The 19,943-nt window shown below is 63.6% G+C and carries 17 protein-coding genes; 3 read left to right on the forward strand and 14 right to left on the reverse strand.

What is annotated here, in order from left to right:
* On the forward strand, nucleotides 1–546 hold a 546-nt coding region (locus tag AC56PL_RS00005), incomplete at its 5' end, for an HNH endonuclease signature motif containing protein (RefSeq protein ID WP_497152662.1).
* A 14-nt stretch (nucleotides 547–560) separates the two neighbouring features.
* Here AC56PL_RS00005 and AC56PL_RS00010 read toward each other — a convergent pair.
* The 14 genes from AC56PL_RS00010 to AC56PL_RS00075 form a co-directional block, all read right to left on the reverse strand.
* Complete coding sequence (locus tag AC56PL_RS00010; protein WP_495514397.1) at nucleotides 561–1,169, reverse strand: carboxymuconolactone decarboxylase family protein; 609 nt, start codon at nucleotides 1,167–1,169, stop codon at nucleotides 561–563.
* Nucleotides 1,169–1,912, reverse strand: coding sequence for an SDR family NAD(P)-dependent oxidoreductase (locus AC56PL_RS00015; RefSeq protein ID WP_497152663.1), 744 nt, complete (start codon nucleotides 1,910–1,912; stop codon nucleotides 1,169–1,171). The genes AC56PL_RS00010 and AC56PL_RS00015 overlap by 1 nt, the downstream gene beginning before the upstream one ends.
* Nucleotides 1,909–2,742 (reverse strand): TauD/TfdA dioxygenase family protein, encoded by an 834-nt coding sequence (locus AC56PL_RS00020; RefSeq protein ID WP_497152664.1) that lies wholly within the window; start codon nucleotides 2,740–2,742, stop codon nucleotides 1,909–1,911. The genes AC56PL_RS00015 and AC56PL_RS00020 overlap by 4 nt, the downstream gene beginning before the upstream one ends.
* A gap of 44 nt (nucleotides 2,743–2,786) precedes the next feature.
* Nucleotides 2,787–3,347, reverse strand: a complete 561-nt coding sequence (locus AC56PL_RS00025; protein WP_495514400.1) for a nuclear transport factor 2 family protein — start codon at nucleotides 3,345–3,347, stop codon at nucleotides 2,787–2,789.
* A 41-nt stretch (nucleotides 3,348–3,388) separates the two neighbouring features.
* Complete coding sequence (locus tag AC56PL_RS00030; protein ID WP_495514401.1) at nucleotides 3,389–4,249, reverse strand: SDR family NAD(P)-dependent oxidoreductase; 861 nt, start codon at nucleotides 4,247–4,249, stop codon at nucleotides 3,389–3,391.
* A gap of 9 nt (nucleotides 4,250–4,258) precedes the next feature.
* Nucleotides 4,259–4,795, reverse strand: coding sequence for a nuclear transport factor 2 family protein (locus AC56PL_RS00035; protein ID WP_495514402.1), 537 nt, complete (start codon nucleotides 4,793–4,795; stop codon nucleotides 4,259–4,261).
* A gap of 2 nt (nucleotides 4,796–4,797) precedes the next feature.
* On the reverse strand, nucleotides 4,798–6,234 hold the full coding sequence (locus AC56PL_RS00040; RefSeq protein WP_497152665.1) for an aldehyde dehydrogenase family protein: 1,437 nt from the start codon (nucleotides 6,232–6,234) through the stop codon (nucleotides 4,798–4,800).
* A 51-nt stretch (nucleotides 6,235–6,285) separates the two neighbouring features.
* Nucleotides 6,286–7,992, reverse strand: coding sequence for a thiamine pyrophosphate-dependent enzyme (locus tag AC56PL_RS00045; RefSeq protein ID WP_495514404.1), 1,707 nt, complete (start codon nucleotides 7,990–7,992; stop codon nucleotides 6,286–6,288).
* Nucleotides 7,982–8,911 carry an SDR family NAD(P)-dependent oxidoreductase gene (locus AC56PL_RS00050; protein ID WP_497152666.1) on the reverse strand — a complete coding sequence of 310 codons (930 nt, stop codon included), beginning with the start codon at nucleotides 8,909–8,911 and terminating at the stop codon, nucleotides 7,982–7,984. The genes AC56PL_RS00045 and AC56PL_RS00050 overlap by 11 nt, the downstream gene beginning before the upstream one ends.
* Entirely contained in the window at nucleotides 8,908–10,743 is a 1,836-nt protein-coding gene (locus AC56PL_RS00055) for an NAD(P)-binding domain-containing protein (protein ID WP_495514406.1), read from the reverse strand. Before AC56PL_RS00055 ends, AC56PL_RS00050 begins: the two co-directional genes overlap by 4 nt.
* A 56-nt stretch (nucleotides 10,744–10,799) precedes the next feature.
* On the reverse strand, nucleotides 10,800–12,185 hold the full coding sequence (locus tag AC56PL_RS00060) for an SRPBCC family protein (RefSeq protein ID WP_495514407.1): 1,386 nt from the start codon (nucleotides 12,183–12,185) through the stop codon (nucleotides 10,800–10,802).
* 61 nt (nucleotides 12,186–12,246) lie between these two features.
* Nucleotides 12,247–13,110 carry an SDR family oxidoreductase gene (locus AC56PL_RS00065; protein WP_495514408.1) on the reverse strand — a complete coding sequence of 288 codons (864 nt, stop codon included), beginning with the start codon at nucleotides 13,108–13,110 and terminating at the stop codon, nucleotides 12,247–12,249.
* 8 nt (nucleotides 13,111–13,118) lie between these two features.
* A complete protein-coding gene (locus AC56PL_RS00070) occupies nucleotides 13,119–14,711 on the reverse strand; it encodes a Vgb family protein (protein ID WP_497152667.1) in 1,593 nt (530 codons plus the stop codon).
* Between the two features lie 259 nt (nucleotides 14,712–14,970).
* On the reverse strand, nucleotides 14,971–16,098 hold the full coding sequence (locus AC56PL_RS00075) for an NDMA-dependent alcohol dehydrogenase (RefSeq protein WP_495514410.1): 1,128 nt from the start codon (nucleotides 16,096–16,098) through the stop codon (nucleotides 14,971–14,973).
* Between the two features lie 152 nt (nucleotides 16,099–16,250).
* On the opposite strand from AC56PL_RS00075, the gene AC56PL_RS00080 reads away from it, so the two are divergent.
* The gene (locus AC56PL_RS00080; protein WP_495514411.1) at nucleotides 16,251–17,246 is read left to right on the forward strand and encodes a hypothetical protein; all 996 of its coding nucleotides are present in this window, start codon (nucleotides 16,251–16,253) and stop codon (nucleotides 17,244–17,246) included.
* A gap of 54 nt (nucleotides 17,247–17,300) precedes the next feature.
* A complete protein-coding gene (locus AC56PL_RS00085) occupies nucleotides 17,301–19,757 on the forward strand; it encodes a transglycosylase domain-containing protein (RefSeq protein ID WP_497152668.1) in 2,457 nt (818 codons plus the stop codon).
* Nucleotides 19,758–19,943: the final 186 nt, after the last annotated feature.

Here is a 19,943-nt window from a genome sequence, read left to right on the forward strand (position 1 = left end):
TACCGGCCGTCAGTCGTCTTGGATACCTACCTCCGGATCCGGGATGTGTACTGCATGTGGCCCGGCTGTGAGCACAAGGCCTGGGGAGCCGATCTCGACCACACCTGCGAGTACAACCACAACGACCCCGATGCCGGTGGTTGCACCCATCCGTCAGAGATGAAGACGCTGTGCCGTTTTCACCACCTGCTCAAGACCTACTCCGACTGGCTTGATGATCAGTACCCCGACCCCGAGACCGGGCGGACCCGGTTGATCTTCACCACACCCGAACGCCGCCACTATCGCGGCCCGGGATGGACCGGCGACGATCTGTTCCCCACATTGAGGCTCATCGTCTTCGACAACAAACGAGGCTCACCAAGCCGGCCGCCAACCACACCGTGCGGCAAACCGGAAACCCGCCAACAGTCACGCACCGCAGCGAAACACGCACGCCGTCAACAGGAGCGGATGGCCAACCGCCGACAGCGTCAATGGGAAGAGCAACTCACTCAGAAACGCCGCGAGGAACGGGGACGCGACAGTCCGCCGCCGACGTACTGATGTTCGTCCAGGGGCTAGCGGGCAGCAGGTAGGAAGGGGCGCAACCCGTCTTCGGGCTCGATCCCGAAGGACCGCAACGACATTGCCAGCATCGAGTAGCAGCCGACGGTGAAGACCACGTCCATCAGTTTCTGCTCGTCGAACTCACCGGCGAGCACACCCCACGTCTGCTCGTTCACGATGCCGTCGTTCAGCAATTGGTCCACCGATTGCAGAAGGGCGCGTTCGGTCGGAATCCATTCCGGGGCATCAGGACCGATGGCGATACGGGCTATCTCGTCGGCGGTCATACCGGCCCGGTCGGCGAGGATGACGTGTTGTGCCCATTCGTACTCGGCCTCCCGTAGGTGCGCCACCCTCAACACCAATAGCTCACGCTCACGGACCGACAACGCAGATCCGGACAGCAGGTGTTTGTTGAAGGTCAGGAAAGCCATTGCCAGCGACGGGTAGCGGGCCAGCGTGCCGAGCAGGTTGTCGCCCGCTTGACGACCCTCTTCCGGTCCGGCACTCGCGACCGACGAACGAAATCCGTCGACAAAGGCCTGCATCTCGGCAGACCAATCCGCTCTGCGGGCCGGTGGGATCCTGGGCACAACCGGTACGCGTACATGTTCGGGCACTACGTGTTCCGCCCACCGTTGACACCGATGATCTGTCCGGTGATGTAGCCGGCTTCCTCGCTGACGAGGAACGCGCACGTGGCCGCAATGTCTTCGGGCTGTCCGATCCGGCCGACCGGCGTCTTGGCAACCTGCGCCTCGACGTCGACCAACCCCGTATCAACGGTCCGGCGGAGCATCGGGGTGTCGATGAATCCGGGCGGCACGGTGTTGACAGTGATTCCGCGCCTGCCGAATTCGAGTGCCAGTACCTTGGTCAGTCCGACCGCACCGGACTTGGCCGTCACGTAGCTGCCGAGACCTGGCGATCCGCTGTGGACGCTGGAGGATGAGATGTTGACGATCCGGCCCCAGCCCTCTTCGAGCATCGCGGGGATAACCGCCTGACAGCAGTGGAACGCGCTGGTCAAGTTGAGCGCCAGTGCGCGATTCCAGGTCTCGAGGGTGATGTCGAGGAATGGTTCGGCGACGGTTGAACCGGCGTTGTTCACGAGGACGGTCGGACGTCCCAGCGTTGACTCGACCTCGCCGATCGCCGCATCGACACGCTCGCGGTCCGTGACGTCGACGGCGAGCCCGATGGCCTTTCCACCTGCCTTTTCGATCTCGATCGCCGCGGCTTCGGCTGCGTCGCCGTTGATATCGAAGATGGCCACCAGATTGCCATCAGCGGCAAAACGTTTGGCTATGGCATTGCCGATCCCGGAGGCGCCCCCGGTGACAATTGCTGTCCGGTCACTCATTTGATCTTCTCCTGGCCTGCGACGGTGGATCGGTGCATTGTTCGTGGCTTGCGCCTGTCGAAGTCTCGGACGCGGTGGACCAGGCCGGTGTTGTCCCAGAGCACCGTGTCACCCTCGGACCAGCTGTGCTGACAGACCAGGCCGGGGGCCGTGATGCGTTCTTGCAGTTCCTTCAGCAGTGCGCGGCCTTCGTCGATGTCCATGCCGACGATGTGGGATGCCGTCGCACCCAGCACCAGTGAGCGCCGACCGGAATCGTGCTCCCACACCAGCGGATGTTCACGAACGGAACGAGAAGCCCACTCGGTCACCTGTTCCGGTGTCGGATTCGGATAGGTCAGCCGCTGGATGGCCTCGAAGGTGTGGACCACCCGCAGGTCGGCAAACCGCTCCTTCTCCTCGTCGGTCAGCGCATCGTAGGCCGCGTAGGTGCTGGCGAACTCGGTCTCACCGCCTTCGGCCGACGTCACCCGAGCGGTCAACATCGATGTCTTCGGCGCGATCTCGTCGAGCAGCCCGTCGATATGCCAAAAGCAGTTGCTGGCGAAGTATTCGGCATTCGGGTTGCTGGGATCGAAGCTTATCTCCATTACCTCGGCGGTCTCCGGCGGTAGGTGGGAGAAGTTGATCAGCTTGCCCAGCTTCCGGCAGAACTCGACCAGTGTCTCATCGTCGGCGTTCAGCTCCGGAAACAGTAGGACGGAATGGGTTTCGAGGGCCTCGGCGACCTGATCGGCCAGATCGGGATCAGTGGTCAGACGAGCGGGGTCGACATCCAGCACCTTCGCTCCAACGGTGTCCGAAAGCCGCTCGACGGCAAGTGTGGTCATGGTCGTTCTCCTAGATGCTGGGGTTCGGTGAATCGGTTGCCGGATCAGGTGGGAATGAAGGCGGTCCGGATATTCGTCAGCGGACGCTGGTACGACGGATCGTCGGTACTGCGTGACGGGGTGCCGTTGAGAAAGACATCCGGAACATCGCTGAACGGGATGTCCATGGTCGGAACCAGGCCCGACCACTCGATCGCGTTGGTGCGCAGAGCGATCTTCCACTGTCCGTCGCGACGTTCGACCCGGTCGATGTAGCGCCCGCCGGCTATCCAGTTGCTGTCGTCGCGATTCCGGCCGACGAACAGGTAGTAGGTCTCGGTGTGGGCCACATCGCCGTCGATGTCGCAGGTGTGGTTCAGCAGGTTGTGGTGGGTGGCGATCTGGCCCTGCTCGTGCATGGGGGAGGCCCAGTCGTACAGGTCTGTCGGACCGCCGACGAACTCGCCGGCCGCGATCGTGGCATCGGCATGAAATGCCGACAGGAACAGTTCACGATCGAATCGGTCCATGCCCCGGGAGAACCGGGTCAGGGCGTCGAGGATCTCCTGGCGGTCGATAAGTTCTTCCAGCTTTGCTTGCCGTTCCGGCGTGGCCAACGTGCTCACGATGTCCTCCAGTTCTGGTGATTGATGCGCTGCATGTGATGTCAGACGGGTGACCAGATCGGCGATCCACGAGTGGAACGCAGCGACGGAATCGCCCTGCCGTCAATGTCTTTGATGCCGTAGTCGTCACCGAGTTCGGCGGTGATGAAGGTTCCGCCGGTGCGATCGAGGAGAACGGGATCGTTGAGCAGGGCCGCGATCACTCGTCCCGGATACTCGGGGGAACACCCATTTTCGGGCCGGGTCGCGGCCTGTTCGCCCAGGTGCTCGATCGCAGCCAGGTTCCGCTCCGCCCGTTCCGTGAAGGTCAGCCCTTGCCACAGCGAGATCGACGTGACCCCAAATGGTTTCAACTCGATGGCCATGTCTCTCGACATGCGGTCGGCAGCCGACTTGGCGGTACCGAACACGACCCCATAGGTGTAGGACACCCCGGTATATCCCGAGATCGCCACCATCAGGCCGGACTTCTGTGGCGCCATGATCTTGGCGGCGTGCCAGGCGGCGACAAAGTTCGATCGCACGCCGACGTCCATCATCTGCCAGTTGGACAGTGGTTTCTCCCAGAAGGGATCAGGATCGGTCAGATCGTCGGGCAGCGCGAAGGCGTTGTTGACCAGGAGGTCCAGGCGCCCCTGCTCCTGCCGAACCCGGTCGAACAGTGCGGCAACCTGGTTGTCCTGCGAATGATCCACCGCGACGGCAATACCTTTGCCGCCCCGGCGGTCACATTCTTCGGCCGTTTCGCCGATGGTCCCGGGCAACGGGTCGATCCCGGCCCGCACCGTGCGGCCGGTGACGTACACCGTGGCGCCCTGCTGTGCCAGCGCCAGCGCGATACCTTTTCCGATACCGCGGCTGGCGCCGGTCACAACAGCGACCCGGCCATGGAGGGAGTTCACCGCAGACCCTCAGTGCCGATCGGCTGCAGCGAAGAAGTGCTCACTGTGATCGCCGACCGATCTGGCGGTGTAGTGGTCACCGGAGAGCGGTGCACCCATCAGTCCCTGCGACCAGTCCGCCGACGCGCCGTCGTTACGGACCCAGTCATAGAGCATGGTGCGGTGCGCGATACGCCATTCGCCGCCCCGTTTTTCCATCCGGTCGAGATACCGCCCGCCGATCACGGCATCGCTTTCCTCGGTACCCATGTTGACCCGGTGATAGGCCGATACGTGGGTTTCGCTCAGTGCCACATCACCGTTCAGCTCGGTCAGTGTCTGCCCGAGGGTGTGCTGGGTGACCGTGATCGCCGGCGAGCCCGGCACCACCCACGCCAGGTATTCGTCGAAAGAGCCGGCGAAGATCCCGAAGTCGGTGGTGGCGTCCGGCCAATAGGAGGCAGTGATCAGTTCCGCATCTCGCCGGTCCTCGCCGCGGGCGACCCGGGCGAGGCACGTGCGAATTGCGTGGTGGTCGAGCAGAGTCTCCAGATCGTTGCCGCTCATCGCTATTCGCCGTCACCCTCCGACGCGTATCCGATGATGCCTTTGATCTCCAGGTAGTCGTGGAATCCGAACTCGCCCCATTCGCGTCCGTTGCCGCTCTTCTTGTATCCGCCGAACGGAGCGCCGAAATCGAAGGCGGAGTTGATCGCCACCGACCCCGCACGAATCCTGCGGGCCACTGCGCGCGCGGCGTCGAGATCGGCGCCTGCGACAAATCCGGCCAGGCCGTATTCGGTGTCGTTGGCGATCTCGATGGCGTGGTCGACACTGTCATAACCCAGGATCGTCAGCACCGGGCCGAAGATCTCCTCGCGGGCGATGGTCATGTCGTTCTTGACATCTGCGAAGACGGTGGGCTGGACGAAGTAACCCTTGGTGATCCCCTCCGGCAGGCCGGGGCCACCGGCAACCAGGGTGGCACCTTCGTCGATGCCCTGCTGGATCAGTTCCTGGATCTTGTCGAACTGCGACTTCGCGACCACCGGGCCGATGGAGAAATCACCGTTCGGATCGCCAACGGTGACCGTGGCGGCCGCGGCCTTGGCGATGCCGATGGTCTCTTCCATCCGCTCGTTGGGGACCAGCATGCGCGCGGGCGCGCTGCAGGTCTGTCCCGAGTTCAGCATCATGGTGACCACACCGACGCTGACGTTGTCGGCGAATGCTTCGTCGTCGAGGATGACGTTGGGGCCCTTGCCTCCGAGTTCCTGGGTGACCCGCTTGACGCCGGCCGCAGCATTTTTCGCGATCTCGATTCCGGCCCGGGTGGATCCGGTGAACGAGATCATGTCGACGTCGGGATGGCTCGAGAGCGGAACACCCACACCCGGCCCGTCGCCCTGCACGAGGTTGAAGACACCGGCGGGGACGCCGGCGGCCTCGAGGATCTCGGCAAAGATCTGACCGTCGAACGGCGAACGCTCCGACGGTTTGAGGACCATGGTGCAACCGGTGGCCAGGGCGGGGAACACCTTGACCGCGATCTGGTTCAGCGGCCAGTTCCACGGCGTGATCAGCCCGCAGACACCGATCGGTTCCTTCACGATGAGCGCGCTGCCCTGCTGCTCCTCGAAGGTGAAGCCCTTGAGGACCTCGATGGCGGTGTTCAGGTGTCCGGCACCCAGATTCACCTGGAATCCGCCTGCCAGCTCTTTTGGTGCACCCATCTCTTCGGTCAGGGCAGCACCGATGTCGGGCATGCGTTTCTGGTACTCGACCGCAATGTTTTCCAGCACAGCGACCCGTTCGGCGACGGAGGTCGCCGACCACGAGGGGAAAGCCTTACGGGCAGCGGCAACCGCCCGGTCGACGTCACCGGCGCTGCCGGCGGCCACAGTGCCCGCGACCTCTTCGGTGGCGGGGTTGATGACGTCGAAGGTGCCCGACTGCGCCGGATCCACCCACTGGCCATCGATGTAGAACTTCAGATACTCACGCATGATTTCCCCAATTCATCGATACTGCCCGATACCTCTGTTGCGCTGTATGACTCACTGCTGACCTTCGGCGTACCAGGTCCGGAACTCGTCGTAGCTGGGCATCTCTTCCGAGTTGGCCTTCGGGTCGACGGCCACATGGATGACGCCTGTCTTACCGCTGGCGTAGGCCCGCTTGATGGCGGGGGCGATGTCCTCGTCTCGTTCGACGTACTCGCCGTAGCAACCGAAGCCCTCGGCGATCTTGTCGAAGCGGGTCTCGGTGCTCCAATGGACGCCGGTCTCCCGCGACCCGTGGCCGAAGGTGCGCTTGTAGACACCGACTTCCAGGCCCCATGCGTAGTCGACGGCCACCACGCAGACCAGCGGAAGCTTCAGCCGCGCCGCGGTTTCGAGCTCTGCGATGTGGAACTGGAAGGACGAGTCGCCGGTGATGAGCATCATCGGCCGCTTGCCACCATCGGCAACACCGGCGCCGACGGCATACGGGAGTCCGGTACCGAGGTGACCGAAGTTCTGGTTCCACATCACGTCATGCGGTTTGGCCTGCGAGTAGGTCCAGCCGAAGATGGTGGTGGCACCACCGTCGCGGACCATGATCCCGTCGGCCGGGAAGTCTTTGGTGGCCTCGACGATCAGACGTGCCGGATGCACCGGTGTCTGGCCTGACGGTGCCGTCTCGGCCAGCTCTGCGAGCTGGGCGGCATCATCTTTGATCCACTGCGCGAGTTCCGGTGTCGCCTTGCGAGGCGAATCCTTCAGTGCGGCAACGAGCTGAGGAACCACCGCGCGAAGATCTCCGACCAGCGGAACATCGATCGGCCGGTTCACGCCGATGGCCGACGGGTCCTGTTCGATGAGGATCCAGCTGCGGTTCGCTTCGTTCGGTACCCAGTGGCGCCCGCGCCCGAAGTGGACCGGTTCGCCGAGTTCGGTGCCGACCGCCAGGCACAGATCGGACTTGACCACAGCGTCGACTGCGGACTTCGAGAAGCCGTAGGGAAACGTGCGGTCTTCGAGACCTTCGATGAACGACGTGCCGCCCGAGGTCTGGATGACCGGGCAGGCCATCAGGTCGGCGAGTTCCTTGACCGCTGCGCCGGCACGGGAAGTGTGAACGCCGTGCCCGACAAGCAGAACGGGCTGCTTGGCCGCGCCGATGAGCGCCTTGGCCTTGTCGATCCAGTCCTGGCCCGCGGTCTGACCGACGAGGCGGTACTTCGACGGGGGAAGGATCGGCCGGTCCTCGACCTCTTCGAGGATCACGTTCTGCGGGTATTCGATGTACACCGGTCCCGGTGTGCCCGACAGGGCCTTGCGCAAGCCTTCGCGAATGATCTCGTCGGTCTGGTCGGCGTATTCGATGCTTGCGTTGTATTTGACGGAGTTCTCGACCAGCGCGGTCTGCTGGACGAACTGGATCCGTCCGCGGCGGACTCGTTGTTCGGTGATCCGGGCCCGCTGGCCGCCGAGGAAGATGACGGGGGAGTTCTCGACCTTGGCGCACATGATGGCGCCTGCGAGGTTGGCCAGGCCCGGGCCCAGGGTGCCGATGCACACCGCGGCCTTGCCGGTCATCCGGGAAACGGCTTCGGCCATGAATCCGGCCGACTCTTCGTGGTGCGGTGCAACAACATTCCAGCCGCGTTCTTCGGCGAGGTGGAACAGGTGAACGAAGTTCGGATCGGGGATACCGAAGATCGTGTTGATGCCCTCGGCCTCGAAGAGGTCGAGAATTCGTTCGTAGACCTTAACTGACACGTGCACTGCCCTCCATGGCTGTCGTGAAGCTTCTCGTGATGTGCTCGGTGTGCCCGGACGGCACCACCGGCAGAATCCAGGGGTCGCTGGTGTCGCGGATGGTGGCAATCTGCTCGCCGACCTCCTCGATCGTCCAGGACGGTTGGTATACACCCGGTGTTTCCGCGATGAACGCCCGCGCGATGCGGCCGGCGATCGCAACCAGCATTTCGCCGGTGATCGAACAGGTTTCGTGCGCAAGCCATCCCACGGCGGGAGCGGTCAGCTCCGGGCCCATCGGCGGATACGCCGACGTGTCCAGGCCCTCGGCGAGCCGGGTCAGGGCCGCGGGAAGGATGACGTTCGATGTCACACCATGGTCGTGGCCTTCGAGTGCCGTGACATTCGAGAGCCCGATGATCCCGGCCTTGGCGGACCCGTAGTTGGCGACGTTCTTGTTTCCGTAGATCCCGCCGATCGACGAGGTCAGGACCACACGTCCGTAGCCGGCCTCGCACATCAGCGGAAACGCCGGTCGCACAACATGAAACGCGCCCCGCAGATGGACGTCGAGGACGGCATCGAAATCCTCGTACGACATCTCCGTCAACGGTGCGTAGCGGTTGTTGCCTGCATTGTGGATGAGGATGTCGATCTTGCCGTAGGTGTTGATCGCGGTGTCGATGATCGCCTGGCCACCCTCAGCGGTGGCCACCGAGTCGGTGTTGGCGACAGCCTCGCCACCTGCGGCTTTGATCTCTGCGACCACCTCATTCGCCGGACCGCTGTCGCCGTCCTCGCCGCTGATCGCGCTGCCCGGGTCGTTCACCACCACCTTCGCGCCCTTGGACGCCAGGAGCAATGCGTACTCCCGGCCCAAACCGCGACCGGCACCGGTGATGACGGCGACCCGATCGTCGAACCTGAGTTCGGTGGTCATTTGTCCAGCACCAGACCTTCCAGCTTGCCGGTGCTGCGCCACCCCTCCAGCAGTTCGGTGAGCTCGTAGAAGCCGCCCCAGAAGGGATCACCGAGGAACGAACGCCCGTTGGGTTCGCCCTCACTGTTGTAGTAGCCGGGGGTGCATTCGGTGGTGAATGTGCTGTTGTCCACCGAATACTGGCGGACGGTCTGCACCCAGCCGTCTTCGGCTTCGGGGGTCGGCTCCACATAGGTGGCGCCGCGATCCTGTGCTTCCTTGACGATGTACGCGATGTGATCGGCCTGCTGTTCGTACATCAGCGTCGTGGCCGCGGTTACACCACCCTGGATGAAGCCGGTGGCAAAGTGGTTGGGGAACCCGTTGGCCATGATGCCGTGCAAGGTGCGGAAACCCTTGCCCCAGTGGTCATACAGCGAGGTTCCGTCCTTGCCGGCAAACGGCGCGATGTCGTACTGCCGCTCCAGTGCGGTGGTGATCTCGAAGCCGCTGGCGAACACGATGCAATCGAACTCGTGCTCGACGCCGCCGATGATGATGCCCTTCTCGGTGATGCGCTCGACACCCCTGGTCTCGGACACGTCGACGAGCGTGACGTTGTCGCGGTTGAAGGTCGGCAGGTACTCATCGTTGAAGACCGGACGCTTGCACATGTTGCGGTAGTACGGCTTCAGGGTCTCCGCGGTCACAGGATCCTCGACGATGGACTCGATGCGCTGGCGCAGCCGTTCCATCGATCGGTAGTCCTCGTCCTCCTTGAGTTCGAGGAACCTGGCCGGATCCGCCAATTCGGCCCAACCCGAGAAGTTTTCGGTCGCGTTCAGCTTCGCTGCCAGGTTTCGGGCCACCTCGGTCCAGCCATCACAGATGAGGTCCGGCTCGCCGGGGTTGTAGAACGCGAACGCCGCGTTGTGGAAGTTGCGCTGACGTGCTGCGCGCCAACCGGGTTCGAGGCTCGCGACCCATTCGGGGTCGGTGGGGTAGTTGGCACGTTCGAAGATGTACGACGGCGTCCGCTGGAAGACGGTCAGGTGCTTTGCGCCCTTCGCCAGGTGCGGGATCGCCTGGATGCCACTGGAACCCGTGCCGATGACGGCGATCTTCTTGTCGCCGATCTTGTCGAGCCCGCCATGGAGGTCGCCGCCGGTGTAGTCGAAGTCCCAGCGGGCGGTGTGGAACGTGTGGCCCTTGAAGTCCTTGATACCGGGGATACCCGGGAGTTTCGGACGGTTGTAGGGGCCCTGGCACATGATCACGAAGCGAGCGCGGATCTCATCGCCACGGTTGGTCTTGATCTGCCAGCGGTTGATCTCTTCGTCCCACTGCAACGACTGGATCAGAGTGTGGAAGATGGCGTGGTCGTAGAGGTTGAATTGCTTACCGATCCGTTGCGCGTGTTCGAAGCACTCGTCGCCCTTGGAGAACTTCTCCTTGGGCATGTAGCCGGTCTCTTCGAGTAGGGGCAGGTAACAGTAAGCGTCGGAGTCGATTTGGATCCCCGGGTACCGGTTCCAGTACCAGACACCACCGAAGTCTCCACCGAGCTCGATGATCTTGAAGTCGGTGACACCGGACTCCTGCAGACGGTGCGCGGTGATGAGTCCGGACAGACCGCCACCGAGTATCACCACCTCGATGTCGTCGGTGATCGGTTCACGGGGCACCACCGGCATGTACGGATCGCCCTCATAGAAGTCCGCGAACTCGCCCTCCGCCTCCAGGTACTGCTGCTGACCTTCCGGCCGCAGGCGCTTGTCCCGTTCGAGGAGGTACTTTTCCCGTAGCGCCGCTTTGTCGACTTCCGGGGTCTGCGTAGGTGCGCAGTTCTGCATGGTGATTCCTAAGCTCGGGGTTCGGGGGCTTGTGGTGGTGTGTGGGGTGGGAAGGGTCAGGCCAGATCGGTGGGTGCGCCGGTGCCCAGGTATTTGGCGAGGTTGTGATGCAGGTTGACGATGCTGCGCTCGCGATACGGATTGGGCTTGGGGCCGGAGAATCCGCGCGACTTCACGCCCTTTTGCATCGCGGCCATGTTGACGAAGTCCTGGGGCAGAACCGTGCGCCAGCCCGGGTCGTCCGGCGGTGCGTACTCCCACTCCGTCTGCGGCTCTTCACCTTCCGGGAACAACTCGAAGACGGCAGCCTCGAAGTAGCACTTGTCGGGATCGTCGCCGTAGGGCCGGGCGCTGTAGCAGAGCATGTTGTTGAGGGCGTGACCGATCTGGAAGTTGGGGAAGATCTGCCAGGCAGTTCCGCTCTGGGAGACGGTCGCCGGATCGACGGTCGGCCAGATCACGCCGCGATCGGCATCGTCTTTGCGGGCCGAGGCGAGCCAGTGTGCGAGTACCTCACCCGGCGGGGTGCCCTCTGGCAACTCGTCGATCAGCCGCTGTGCGGCATCGACGAGTGTGCGGGTGGTGTTGGTGTTGGCGTTCTCCCAGGTGAAGTTCTGCAGGTCGATCGTCGAGATGCGTGCGTCGGGACCGTCGGCCACCCGCAGCTTGGCCTGATTGTCTTCCATGCCCTTGGGGGCGTCATAACCGATGTTGCTGTGTTTGCCCTGTGCGCGTGACCATCCCAGGAATGTGCCGTAGGCCCGGAACTCGGGGTGGGTGTAGGGGACGTGGTAGGTCTCCATGAATGCTTCGAGTGCGATCTTCCAGTTGCAGTCGAACACAAGCCATTTGCGCCACCGGTACCGCATGTTCTGGAGCTGGAACGGGTCGAGCAGGCTTGCCGCCGGTTCCAGGTAGTCCCGCAATGGTTCACAGTCCGGATCCATGTTGATCCAGATCCAACCGCCCCAGGTGTCCACCTGAATGTTCTTGAGCCGGGCCTTTTCATCGGTCAGCCCGGTCGGCCAATCCGAACGCTCTGCGGCCCAGGTGTTATGGCCCTCGAGATCGTAGGTCCACCCGTGGAAGCCACACACGAAGGTCCGGCAATTGCCTTTGGCCTCGTGCTTGCCGTCCGGGGTGTCGACGAGCCGACGACCCCGATGCGAGCAGACGTTGTGATACGCGTTGATCTTGTCCGCGCTGGAACGGGCGATGATGAACGAGTCATCCATGATCTCGTAGGTCAGGAAGTCGCCGACGTTGGGAATCTCTTCGACTCGGCCAACCTGCTGCCACACCTTGTTCCACAGCTTGTCTTGCTCGGCGCGCAGGTAGTCCTTCGAGGTATACGCCTCGACACCGATCTCCAGCGGGGTGACGGGGGGTTCGTCGTCGGTGGTGGTAACGATTCTCTGGATATTGTCGACTGTGTCGGTCATGACATTCTCCTGAAATTTATTGTCGTGCTTGCTTACTCAGCGATTGGTCTGGTGGCTCGTATCAGTGCGTCATGGCTGCGCGGAACGTTTCGTCCTTGAGGAAGAGCGAGGTGTGGTCGGCGCCCATGTGTGTCCACTTGAGGTTCAGGCCCCCATCGACCAGCAGGGTTTGTCCGGTGATGTAGCTCGAGAGGTCGGACAAGAAGAACAGGATGGCGCCGGCCTGTTCCTCCGGACGGGCTCGGCGGCCCATCGCGATTGCGCGTTGATCCCGCTCCGGATCCTTGTCGACATACATCTCCGAGGAGGGCGTTGCGGTCACTCCGGGCGCGATCGCGTTGATCCGGATGTTGTCGGTGGCCAACTCGACGGCCATGGTGCGCGTGGCGGCCACCAGCGCCGCCTTGGCCGTGCCGTATGCGATATGGAAAGGCGCGGTGTTCATTCCGCTGATCGATGAGATCGACACGATCGAACCGGGCAGTTCCTGTGCTTTGAGTTCGGCCGCGACCGCCTGGCTCATGAAGAACATCGTCTCGAGGTTCTGTGTGAACAGGTCTCGCCAGTCGGCGCGTGTCACCCGGGTGGCGGGCATCCAGGTGGCCGGTGCGGCGCCGCCCGCGACATTGACCAGCCCGTAGAGCCGGCCCTCGGTGCGGCGTGCGACATCCATGACGGTGGCGATGCCCTCGTCGGTGGCGGCGTCGGCGGCGACCGGGATGACGGAGAGTCCCTCGCCCACAAGCGGATCGATGTGGGTTTTGAGGTTGTCTTTCGACCGGCTCACCGCGATGACGGTCGCGCCGGCCCTGGCGATCAGACTGGTCACCGAGGTGCCGATCCCACCTCCGGCGGCGCCCGAGACGATGACGACCCGGCCGGTGAGATCGACGAAACCATTGCTGTCGGTTGGAGTGTTCGCCATGGCTGTGATCAGGCCTCCTTGCGTAGTGCCAGGACGCTGCCCTCGGCGTCACCGGAGATGTAGATGGTGCCGTCGTGGCCGGCAGCGATACCGGTGAACGGACCCTGGGGCCCGGAGAACGGCACCAGGCCGAGCAGTGGCTTCGGAGTGACCCCGGGAGGAGCGCCGACCGGGAGGTCGGTCGCGATGGTCTGGCGACTCTTGGTTTCCAGGTCGAAGGCGATGAGCGTCTTGGCCCCGACATCGACGATGTACAGCGTCTGACCCTGAACCAGGAGGCCGTGTGGACGTTCGAGTCCGTCGACGACGGTGTCGGTGCCCGAACCGGTCACCGCAACGACCTGCCCCGCACCGGATTCGGAGACCAGGAGAGTTCCGGAGGCAGTGAAGGCGACGCCGGTCGGATGGTCGAGCCCGCTGGCCAGGACTTCTGAGCTGCCGGATCCGACGGAGTGGACCTCGCCGGCACCGAAGTCGGCGACCGCGATGGCGCCGGTACCCGAGACCGCCACACCGTAGACCTGATCGAGCCCGGTGACCAGGACTTCGCTTTCGGCTTGCGCGGCGTCGTACCGCGACACGTCGCCGTTGCCGGCAACGATGAACTGGTCCTTGCCGATTGCCGTCATGCCGCGGATGTAACCGGGGTAGCCGGGGCTGAAAAGCATTCCCAGAGTCCGCAGTTCGCCGTCGGCCTCGAGTGCGAGCAGGAACGTTCCATCGGCGATGTACAGGGTGCCGTCCGGTCCAACGGTCAGGTCGAGGGGCCAGGTCAGGCCGTCGTCGAGTGCGGTGCGGGTCTGGCCCTGGCCGAGGATCTCGGTGATCTGACCGGTGAAGCCGGACACGAAGAGCCGATCGCCGACAAAGGTGAGGTTGTCGAGGCCGGGGCCGATGTCGGCGTACACGGTCTTGTCGCCGCTGCGGGGGTCGATCCGCAGGACCTGGCCGGAGCCGACCTGGGTGGAGATGATGAATCCGGCGGAGTCGAACTTGACCGCGGTCGGGCCACCGAGGTCGGCGGCGACGCGTTCGGGTTCTCCACCATCGGGGTCGATCCGGTAGATCTCGTTGGTGGCCACCAGCGGGTAATAGAGCATCCCGTCGGGGCCGACCTCCATGGCATTGGGCATCGGGAGGTTGTCGGCGAGCACCTTGGGGGCACCGCCGCCGGGGTTGATCTCCATCAGTCGTCCGCCGATGCGGCATTCGTTGACGAACAACCTGTCCTGGTGGATGGTGATGCCGTTGGCGCCGGGCAGATCGTCGCGCAGCAGCCGGGTGCTCCCATCAGGGCTCCGGACGCTGACGCGGCCGTCGTAGTACTCGGTGATGTACATGTCGCCACTCGCATCGAACGCCATGTCGTCAGGCGCGACGATGTCACTGCCCTGGGCGCTGATGGTCTCGACATCGCCGGTCTCGATGTCGAGTGCGCTGATCGTGCTGCCCGCGACCTGCGCGATATAGACGCGTCCGTCGGGGCCGGATCGGATTCCGTTGGCGCCGAACAGTCGGCTCGGTTCGGTGACTCGGCTCAGATTCCACCCCTCGGCGAGACCGAACGAGCTTGGGCTTGTGTAGCGGGCCGCCTGTACCAAGGTGGGCCTCCTGTCGTGAGGAATGACGCCGGTTCTACGGATGACGCAAAGTGAGGTCGTGACGCAGACCACAATTCTGGAGGAAGTGTAAGCGTGATTCCATCAGGTTTACAAGTATTGCTATCCTTATGAGGATTGAAGTAAGTTGGGTCGCTCAGGGGGTCCTAGCGGCCCAAACGCGAACACCCACCGCACGTGGCGGTGGGTGTTTCTGCTGTGCGACGTTGTCGGAGAGGTTTGGTCGCCGCGGGCCGGCCGGTCAGTAGTCGTCGTCTCCGTAGACGACGACGCCTCGGAGATTCTTCCCGTCGGCCATGTCCTGGTAGCCCTGGTTGATGTCCTCGAGCCGGTAGGTGGTGGTGACGAGCTCGTCCAGCTTGAGGGCGCCCGAGCGGTAGAGGTTGAGCAATTTGGGGATCTGGGTCCTCGGTCCGACGCCTCCGAAGATCGCTCCCTGCACCCGCTTCTGCAGCAATGTCAGTTCGAACAGATTCAGGTCGGTGGCGATCTGGTCGTAAGGACCCATCGCGGTGACGATCACCTGGCCGCCCTTGCCGGTCAGAGACAGGGCCTGCTGGATGTACTCGCCCTTGATCTCGCCCATCGTGAGAATGACCGTGGTCGCCATCGTGCCCCAGGTGAGGTCGACCAGTTGGGGCAGTGCCTCCTCCATCGAGGAGAAGGCGTGGGTGGCGCCGAAGTCGAGTGCGGTCTTCTGCTTGCCCTCGACGGGGTCGATCGCCACCACATGACGCGCGCCGGCGTAGGCAGCGCCCTGGACCGAGTTGATGCCGACGCCACCGATACCGGCAACAACGACGGTGTCGCCGGGCCGGGTGTTTCCGATCTCGGTGGCCGAACCCCAGCCCGTCGAGACGCCGCATCCCAGTAGGGCGGCCGTTTTCAACGGGATGTCCTTCTCGATTTTCACCACGGATGCCTGATGCACGGTGACGTAGGGGGCAAAGGTGCCCAGCAGGCACATCTGAACAACGGGTGCACCGTCTTTCGTGACCCGGAACGTGCCGTCGGCAATGGCTTGGCCGGTCAGCAATCCGGCGCCCTTGTCGCAGAGGTTTTGCAGGCCGCGAGCGCACGAGGGGCAGGTGCCGCAGGCGGGTACGAAGGCTAGCACCACGTGATCGCCTTCTTCGAGATCGACCACGCCCGGTCCGACCTTGGTGACGACGCCTGCGCCCTCGTGGCCACCGAGGACCGGAAGGATCGGAATGGGGCTCGAACCGTTGACGATATGAGCGTCTGAGTGGCACAGGCCCGATGCCGCCAACCGCACCTGGACCTCGCCGAACACCGGGTCGCCCAGCTCGACCTCGTCGATCTTCCAAGCGGTGTTGAGTTCCGTCAGGATCGCGGCTTTCGTTTTCATGGTGGTTCCTTCTGCTCGCGCCGTAATGTGATTTGAGTCACTCTAGTGAGGCGACGTGAACGACGTGCGGGTTTCGGGCTCGGTATGCGAACGTTGATCGGAACCGTTCACGCACGTCGGGGCTTGGTGGACGGGAGAACGAGGGAGGGGCCATGCGCGAACTTCCGATAGCTGTTCTTGGATATGGGCCGGTTGCGCGGGCCTACATCAACCAGATCGGCGCGCTCCGCGACGAATGCCGGAAGCGGCATGACGTCGATCTGAGTGTGGTTGCGGTGCGCACCGGCCGATCGCAGGTGGTGTGCGACGGCGACGTTCCGCCTCTGTCCGAGTGGGAGGATCTCGCCGATCTCGCCGATTTCTTGGGTGCAGTCGAGGCGAAGGTCGTGGTGCAGGCGGTGCCGTCGGCCGATGCGGTCGCCTCGCAGGCGGTGTCGGACGCCGCCGTCGCGATCCGGTGCGGTGCGCATCTGGTCACGGCAACGACGTCGACGCCGCTATACGGATGGAAACAACTCGAACAGTTGGCAGTCGACTTCGGTTGCGCGGTAAGGATTTCCGGTGCGGTCGGCGCGATGTTGCCGGCCGTCGACCTCGCGCGGTCCCTCGGGCAGGGGATATCGGTGACGTCGGTGAGCGGATGTCTCAGTGCCACCGCCACATATGTTCTCGACCAGTTGAGTGAGGGTGTGACCCTGGATCTGGCGACCGCCACCGCCCGGCAGACCGGAGTGGTGGCCAACGATGCCAAAGCGGAACTGTCGGGGGAAGATGTGGCAACCCAGCTCCGTATTCTGACCGGACTGTTGTGGGCGCGTGATCCCGCCGATGCCGAAGTGCTCCTCGAACCGATCACCTCGGAGATCGAGCGTTCGGTGTTCCGGTCCGGACGACGGGGATTGCGCCTGCGGCAGGTCGCTGTCGCCGACCACGACATCCCAGACCTGGTCACGGTGTCTTTGCGTGTGGTTCCGGCCGATTCGCAACTGGGCCTGCTCCGGTGGCCCGACAAAGCAGCGATTTTCGACTGCGGTGACTTCGGATCGATCACGATGTTCGGCGGCGACAACAGTCCCGCAGGGGTCGCTCAGGCGATGATCAAAGACACCCTTTCCCTCGTTCACGACGCCACACCGGGTTTGCGATAGCGCGCGGATTCGCCTCTCAAAGTTTCCGCGATCCGATTTGTCCGTAATGTATCGATGGTGTCGAAATCTAGGTCGTTGTGGAGCTTGGTGGGCTGTTGTGTGCTGGCGGGCGTTCTTGTCGCAGGTTTGTTGTTCCCGATAGCCGGTGGCGTGGGGTTCACGGCCGGGCGTGCTGCCGGAACTCTCGAGAACGTGGAGTCGGAATTGGTCGGGGGTCAGGTGCCCGAGGTGACCACCATGACCGACACCAATGGCACGCCGATCGCGTATCTCTACGATCAGCGTCGCTTCCAGGTCGGCTACAACGACATCTCTCCGGAGATGGTCCGCGCGATCATCTCCGTCGAAGACCGCCGATTCCTCGAACACGACGGTGTCGACTGGAAGGGGACCATCCGCGCATTCGTCACCAACCAGGCTTCCGGTGAGGTGCAGCAGGGCGCATCGACCCTCGACCAGCAGTATGTGAAGAACTACCAGCTGTTGGTCCTGGCCCGCACCGACGCCGAACGTCGAGCCGCGACGGAGACCACCGCGGCTCGCAAACTCCGTGAGATCCGGATGGCGCAGTCGCTGGAATCGGGCCTGACCGAGCAGGCCATGCGCGAGAAGAACCTTGATGCAGACGCGGCAAAGCAAGAGGCCAAGAAGGCGATCGTCACCCGCTATCTGAACCTGGTCCCGTTCGGCAACGGCGCCTACGGCATTCAGTCCGCCGCCGACACCTACTTCGGTAAACCCGCCAAAGACCTCACTGTTCCCGAATCGGCGATGCTCGCAGGCATGGTGCAGTCGAGTTCGGCGCTTGATCCGTACACCAACCCCGAAGGTGTTCTGGAACGACGCAACATCGTGCTCGACACGTTGATCGCGAACTTCCCGGCCCGTGCCGCCGAGTATCAAGCGGCGAAAGACCTTCCACTCGGGGTGCTGCCGGCGCCGCGCACGATCGACCAGGGTTGTATCGCGGCCGGTGACGCCGGATTCTTCTGTGACTACGCCTTGCAGTTCCTCGCCGACAACGGGATCAGCCGGGATGAGATCTCCCGCGGCGGTTATCTGATCCGCACCACACTCGACCCCGAGGTCCAGAAGGCAACGCACGACTCGGTCCGGACGTACGCATCGCCGGACCTCGAGGGTGTTGCCAATGTGATGGACGTGATCCGCCCGGGTACCGAGGCGCACGACGTCTTGGCGATGGCATCGAGTCGCGACTACGGCCTGGATCGGGATGCCGGGCAGACCGTTCAGCCGCAGCCCTACTCGATGGTCGGTAACGGGGCCGGGTCCGTGTTCAAGGTCTTCACCGTCGCCGCCGCGATGGAGCGTGGCCTGGGTGCCGGCTCGTCGCTGCAGGTGCCGAAGACCGTGCAGGCAAAGGGCATGGGCAGTAGCGGCGGCGTCAACGGCTGCCCCGCCAATACCTACTGCGTCGCGAACGACGGAAACTATCCGGCGAAGATGACGGTGACCCAGGCGATGGCCCAGTCACCGAACACCGCGTTCGTGAAACTGCTGCAGGACGTCGGAGTCGAGCCCACCGTGGACATGGCCGTCCGTCTGGGCTTGCGCTCGTACACGGACCCGGGCTCATCGGGTTACGGCGACCAGAGCCTGGCCGACTACATCAAAGAGAACAACCTCGGCTCGTTCACTCTCGGACCGACAGCCGTCAACACCCTGGAACTGTCCAACGTCGCCGCCACACTGGCTTCGGGTGGTGTGTGGTGCCCGCCGAATCCGATCGCGTCGATCACCCAGCCGAAGCGCGATGCCAGCGGCAATCAGATCCTCGATGCCGAGGGCCGTCCGGCTGTGCAGGAGGTGCCTTTCGAGCGCCCGGCCTGTGAGCGCGTGGTCGACCAAGGTCTGGCCGACACCCTGGCCAACGTGATGAGCGAGGACGACCGTGGTTCCGGAACCGCGGCGGGTGCCGCGGGTTCGGTGGGTTGGAGTCTTCCGATGTCCGGTAAGACCGGCACCACGGAGGCCAACCGGTCATCGGCGTTCCTTGGTTTCACCAACAACCTGGCCGGTGCCACCTACGTCTACAACGATTCACCGGTGATCTCCGAACTCTGCTCGAGTCCGTTGCGGCAGTGTGGCTACGGCAGCCTGTACGGCGGAAACGAGCCGGCCCGCACCTGGTTCTCGGCGATGCTGCCGGTCGCAGGCAAGTTCGGTGACACGGCGCTGCCGAAGAATGATCCCAGGTATGTCGCCGGTGTCGGCGGCAAACAGGTTCCGTCCGTGGTCGGGATGTCCTCAGATCTGGCGACTTCCACGCTCGAAGGCGAGGGCTTCAAGGTGAGCACCGAGAACGTGGCCAGTGGGCAGCGAGCCGGGACGGTTGTGTCGGCGACACCGAGTGATTCGGCGATACCGGGCAGCACGATCACGCTTTCGGTGAGTACCGGCCGTGCGGAATCGACCAGTCGCCGCCCCGCTGCACCCACCACGATCACCGTTCCCGGAGTCGGGCCGATCGAGATCCCGGTGCCGCGCTGACGGGCTTTTGCTTTCTGGGATTTTGATGCGAGAGGCAACCTGCAACCGCCTCTGATCAGGACACTGCGACCTCGCCGGCCATCGAGGTCGCAGTGGCGTGCATCCGGTGTGTCAGGTACGTTCCACCTGTGCTGAATCAGTGTTCTTCGACAACGACGCCGGGCTTTCCCGGTGCCTTGACGATGG

The sequence above is a fragment of the Williamsia sp. Y721 genome (assembly GCF_059683565.1).

Coding starts and splice junctions, on each gene's coding strand:
- AC56PL_RS00015 (WP_497152663.1), bottom strand. CDS start 1,912: ATGAGTGACCGGACAGCAATTGTCACCGGGGGCGCCTCCGGGATCGGC.
- AC56PL_RS00020 (WP_497152664.1), bottom strand. CDS start 2,742: ATGACCACACTTGCCGTCGAGCGGCTTTCGGACACCGTTGGAGCGAAG.
- AC56PL_RS00035 (WP_495514402.1), bottom strand. CDS start 4,795: ATGAGCGGCAACGATCTGGAGACTCTGCTCGACCACCACGCAATTCGC.
- AC56PL_RS00040 (WP_497152665.1), bottom strand. CDS start 6,234: ATGCGTGAGTATCTGAAGTTCTACATCGATGGCCAGTGGGTGGATCCG.
- AC56PL_RS00050 (WP_497152666.1), bottom strand. CDS start 8,911: ATGACCACCGAACTCAGGTTCGACGATCGGGTCGCCGTCATCACCGGT.
- AC56PL_RS00055 (WP_495514406.1), bottom strand. CDS start 10,743: ATGCAGAACTGCGCACCTACGCAGACCCCGGAAGTCGACAAAGCGGCG.
- AC56PL_RS00060 (WP_495514407.1), bottom strand. CDS start 12,185: ATGACCGACACAGTCGACAATATCCAGAGAATCGTTACCACCACCGAC.
- AC56PL_RS00065 (WP_495514408.1), bottom strand. CDS start 13,110: ATGGCGAACACTCCAACCGACAGCAATGGTTTCGTCGATCTCACCGGC.
- AC56PL_RS00075 (WP_495514410.1), bottom strand. CDS start 16,098: ATGAAAACGAAAGCCGCGATCCTGACGGAACTCAACACCGCTTGGAAG.
- AC56PL_RS00080 (WP_495514411.1), top strand. CDS start 16,251: ATGCGCGAACTTCCGATAGCTGTTCTTGGATATGGGCCGGTTGCGCGG.
- AC56PL_RS00085 (WP_497152668.1), top strand. CDS start 17,301: ATGGTGTCGAAATCTAGGTCGTTGTGGAGCTTGGTGGGCTGTTGTGTG.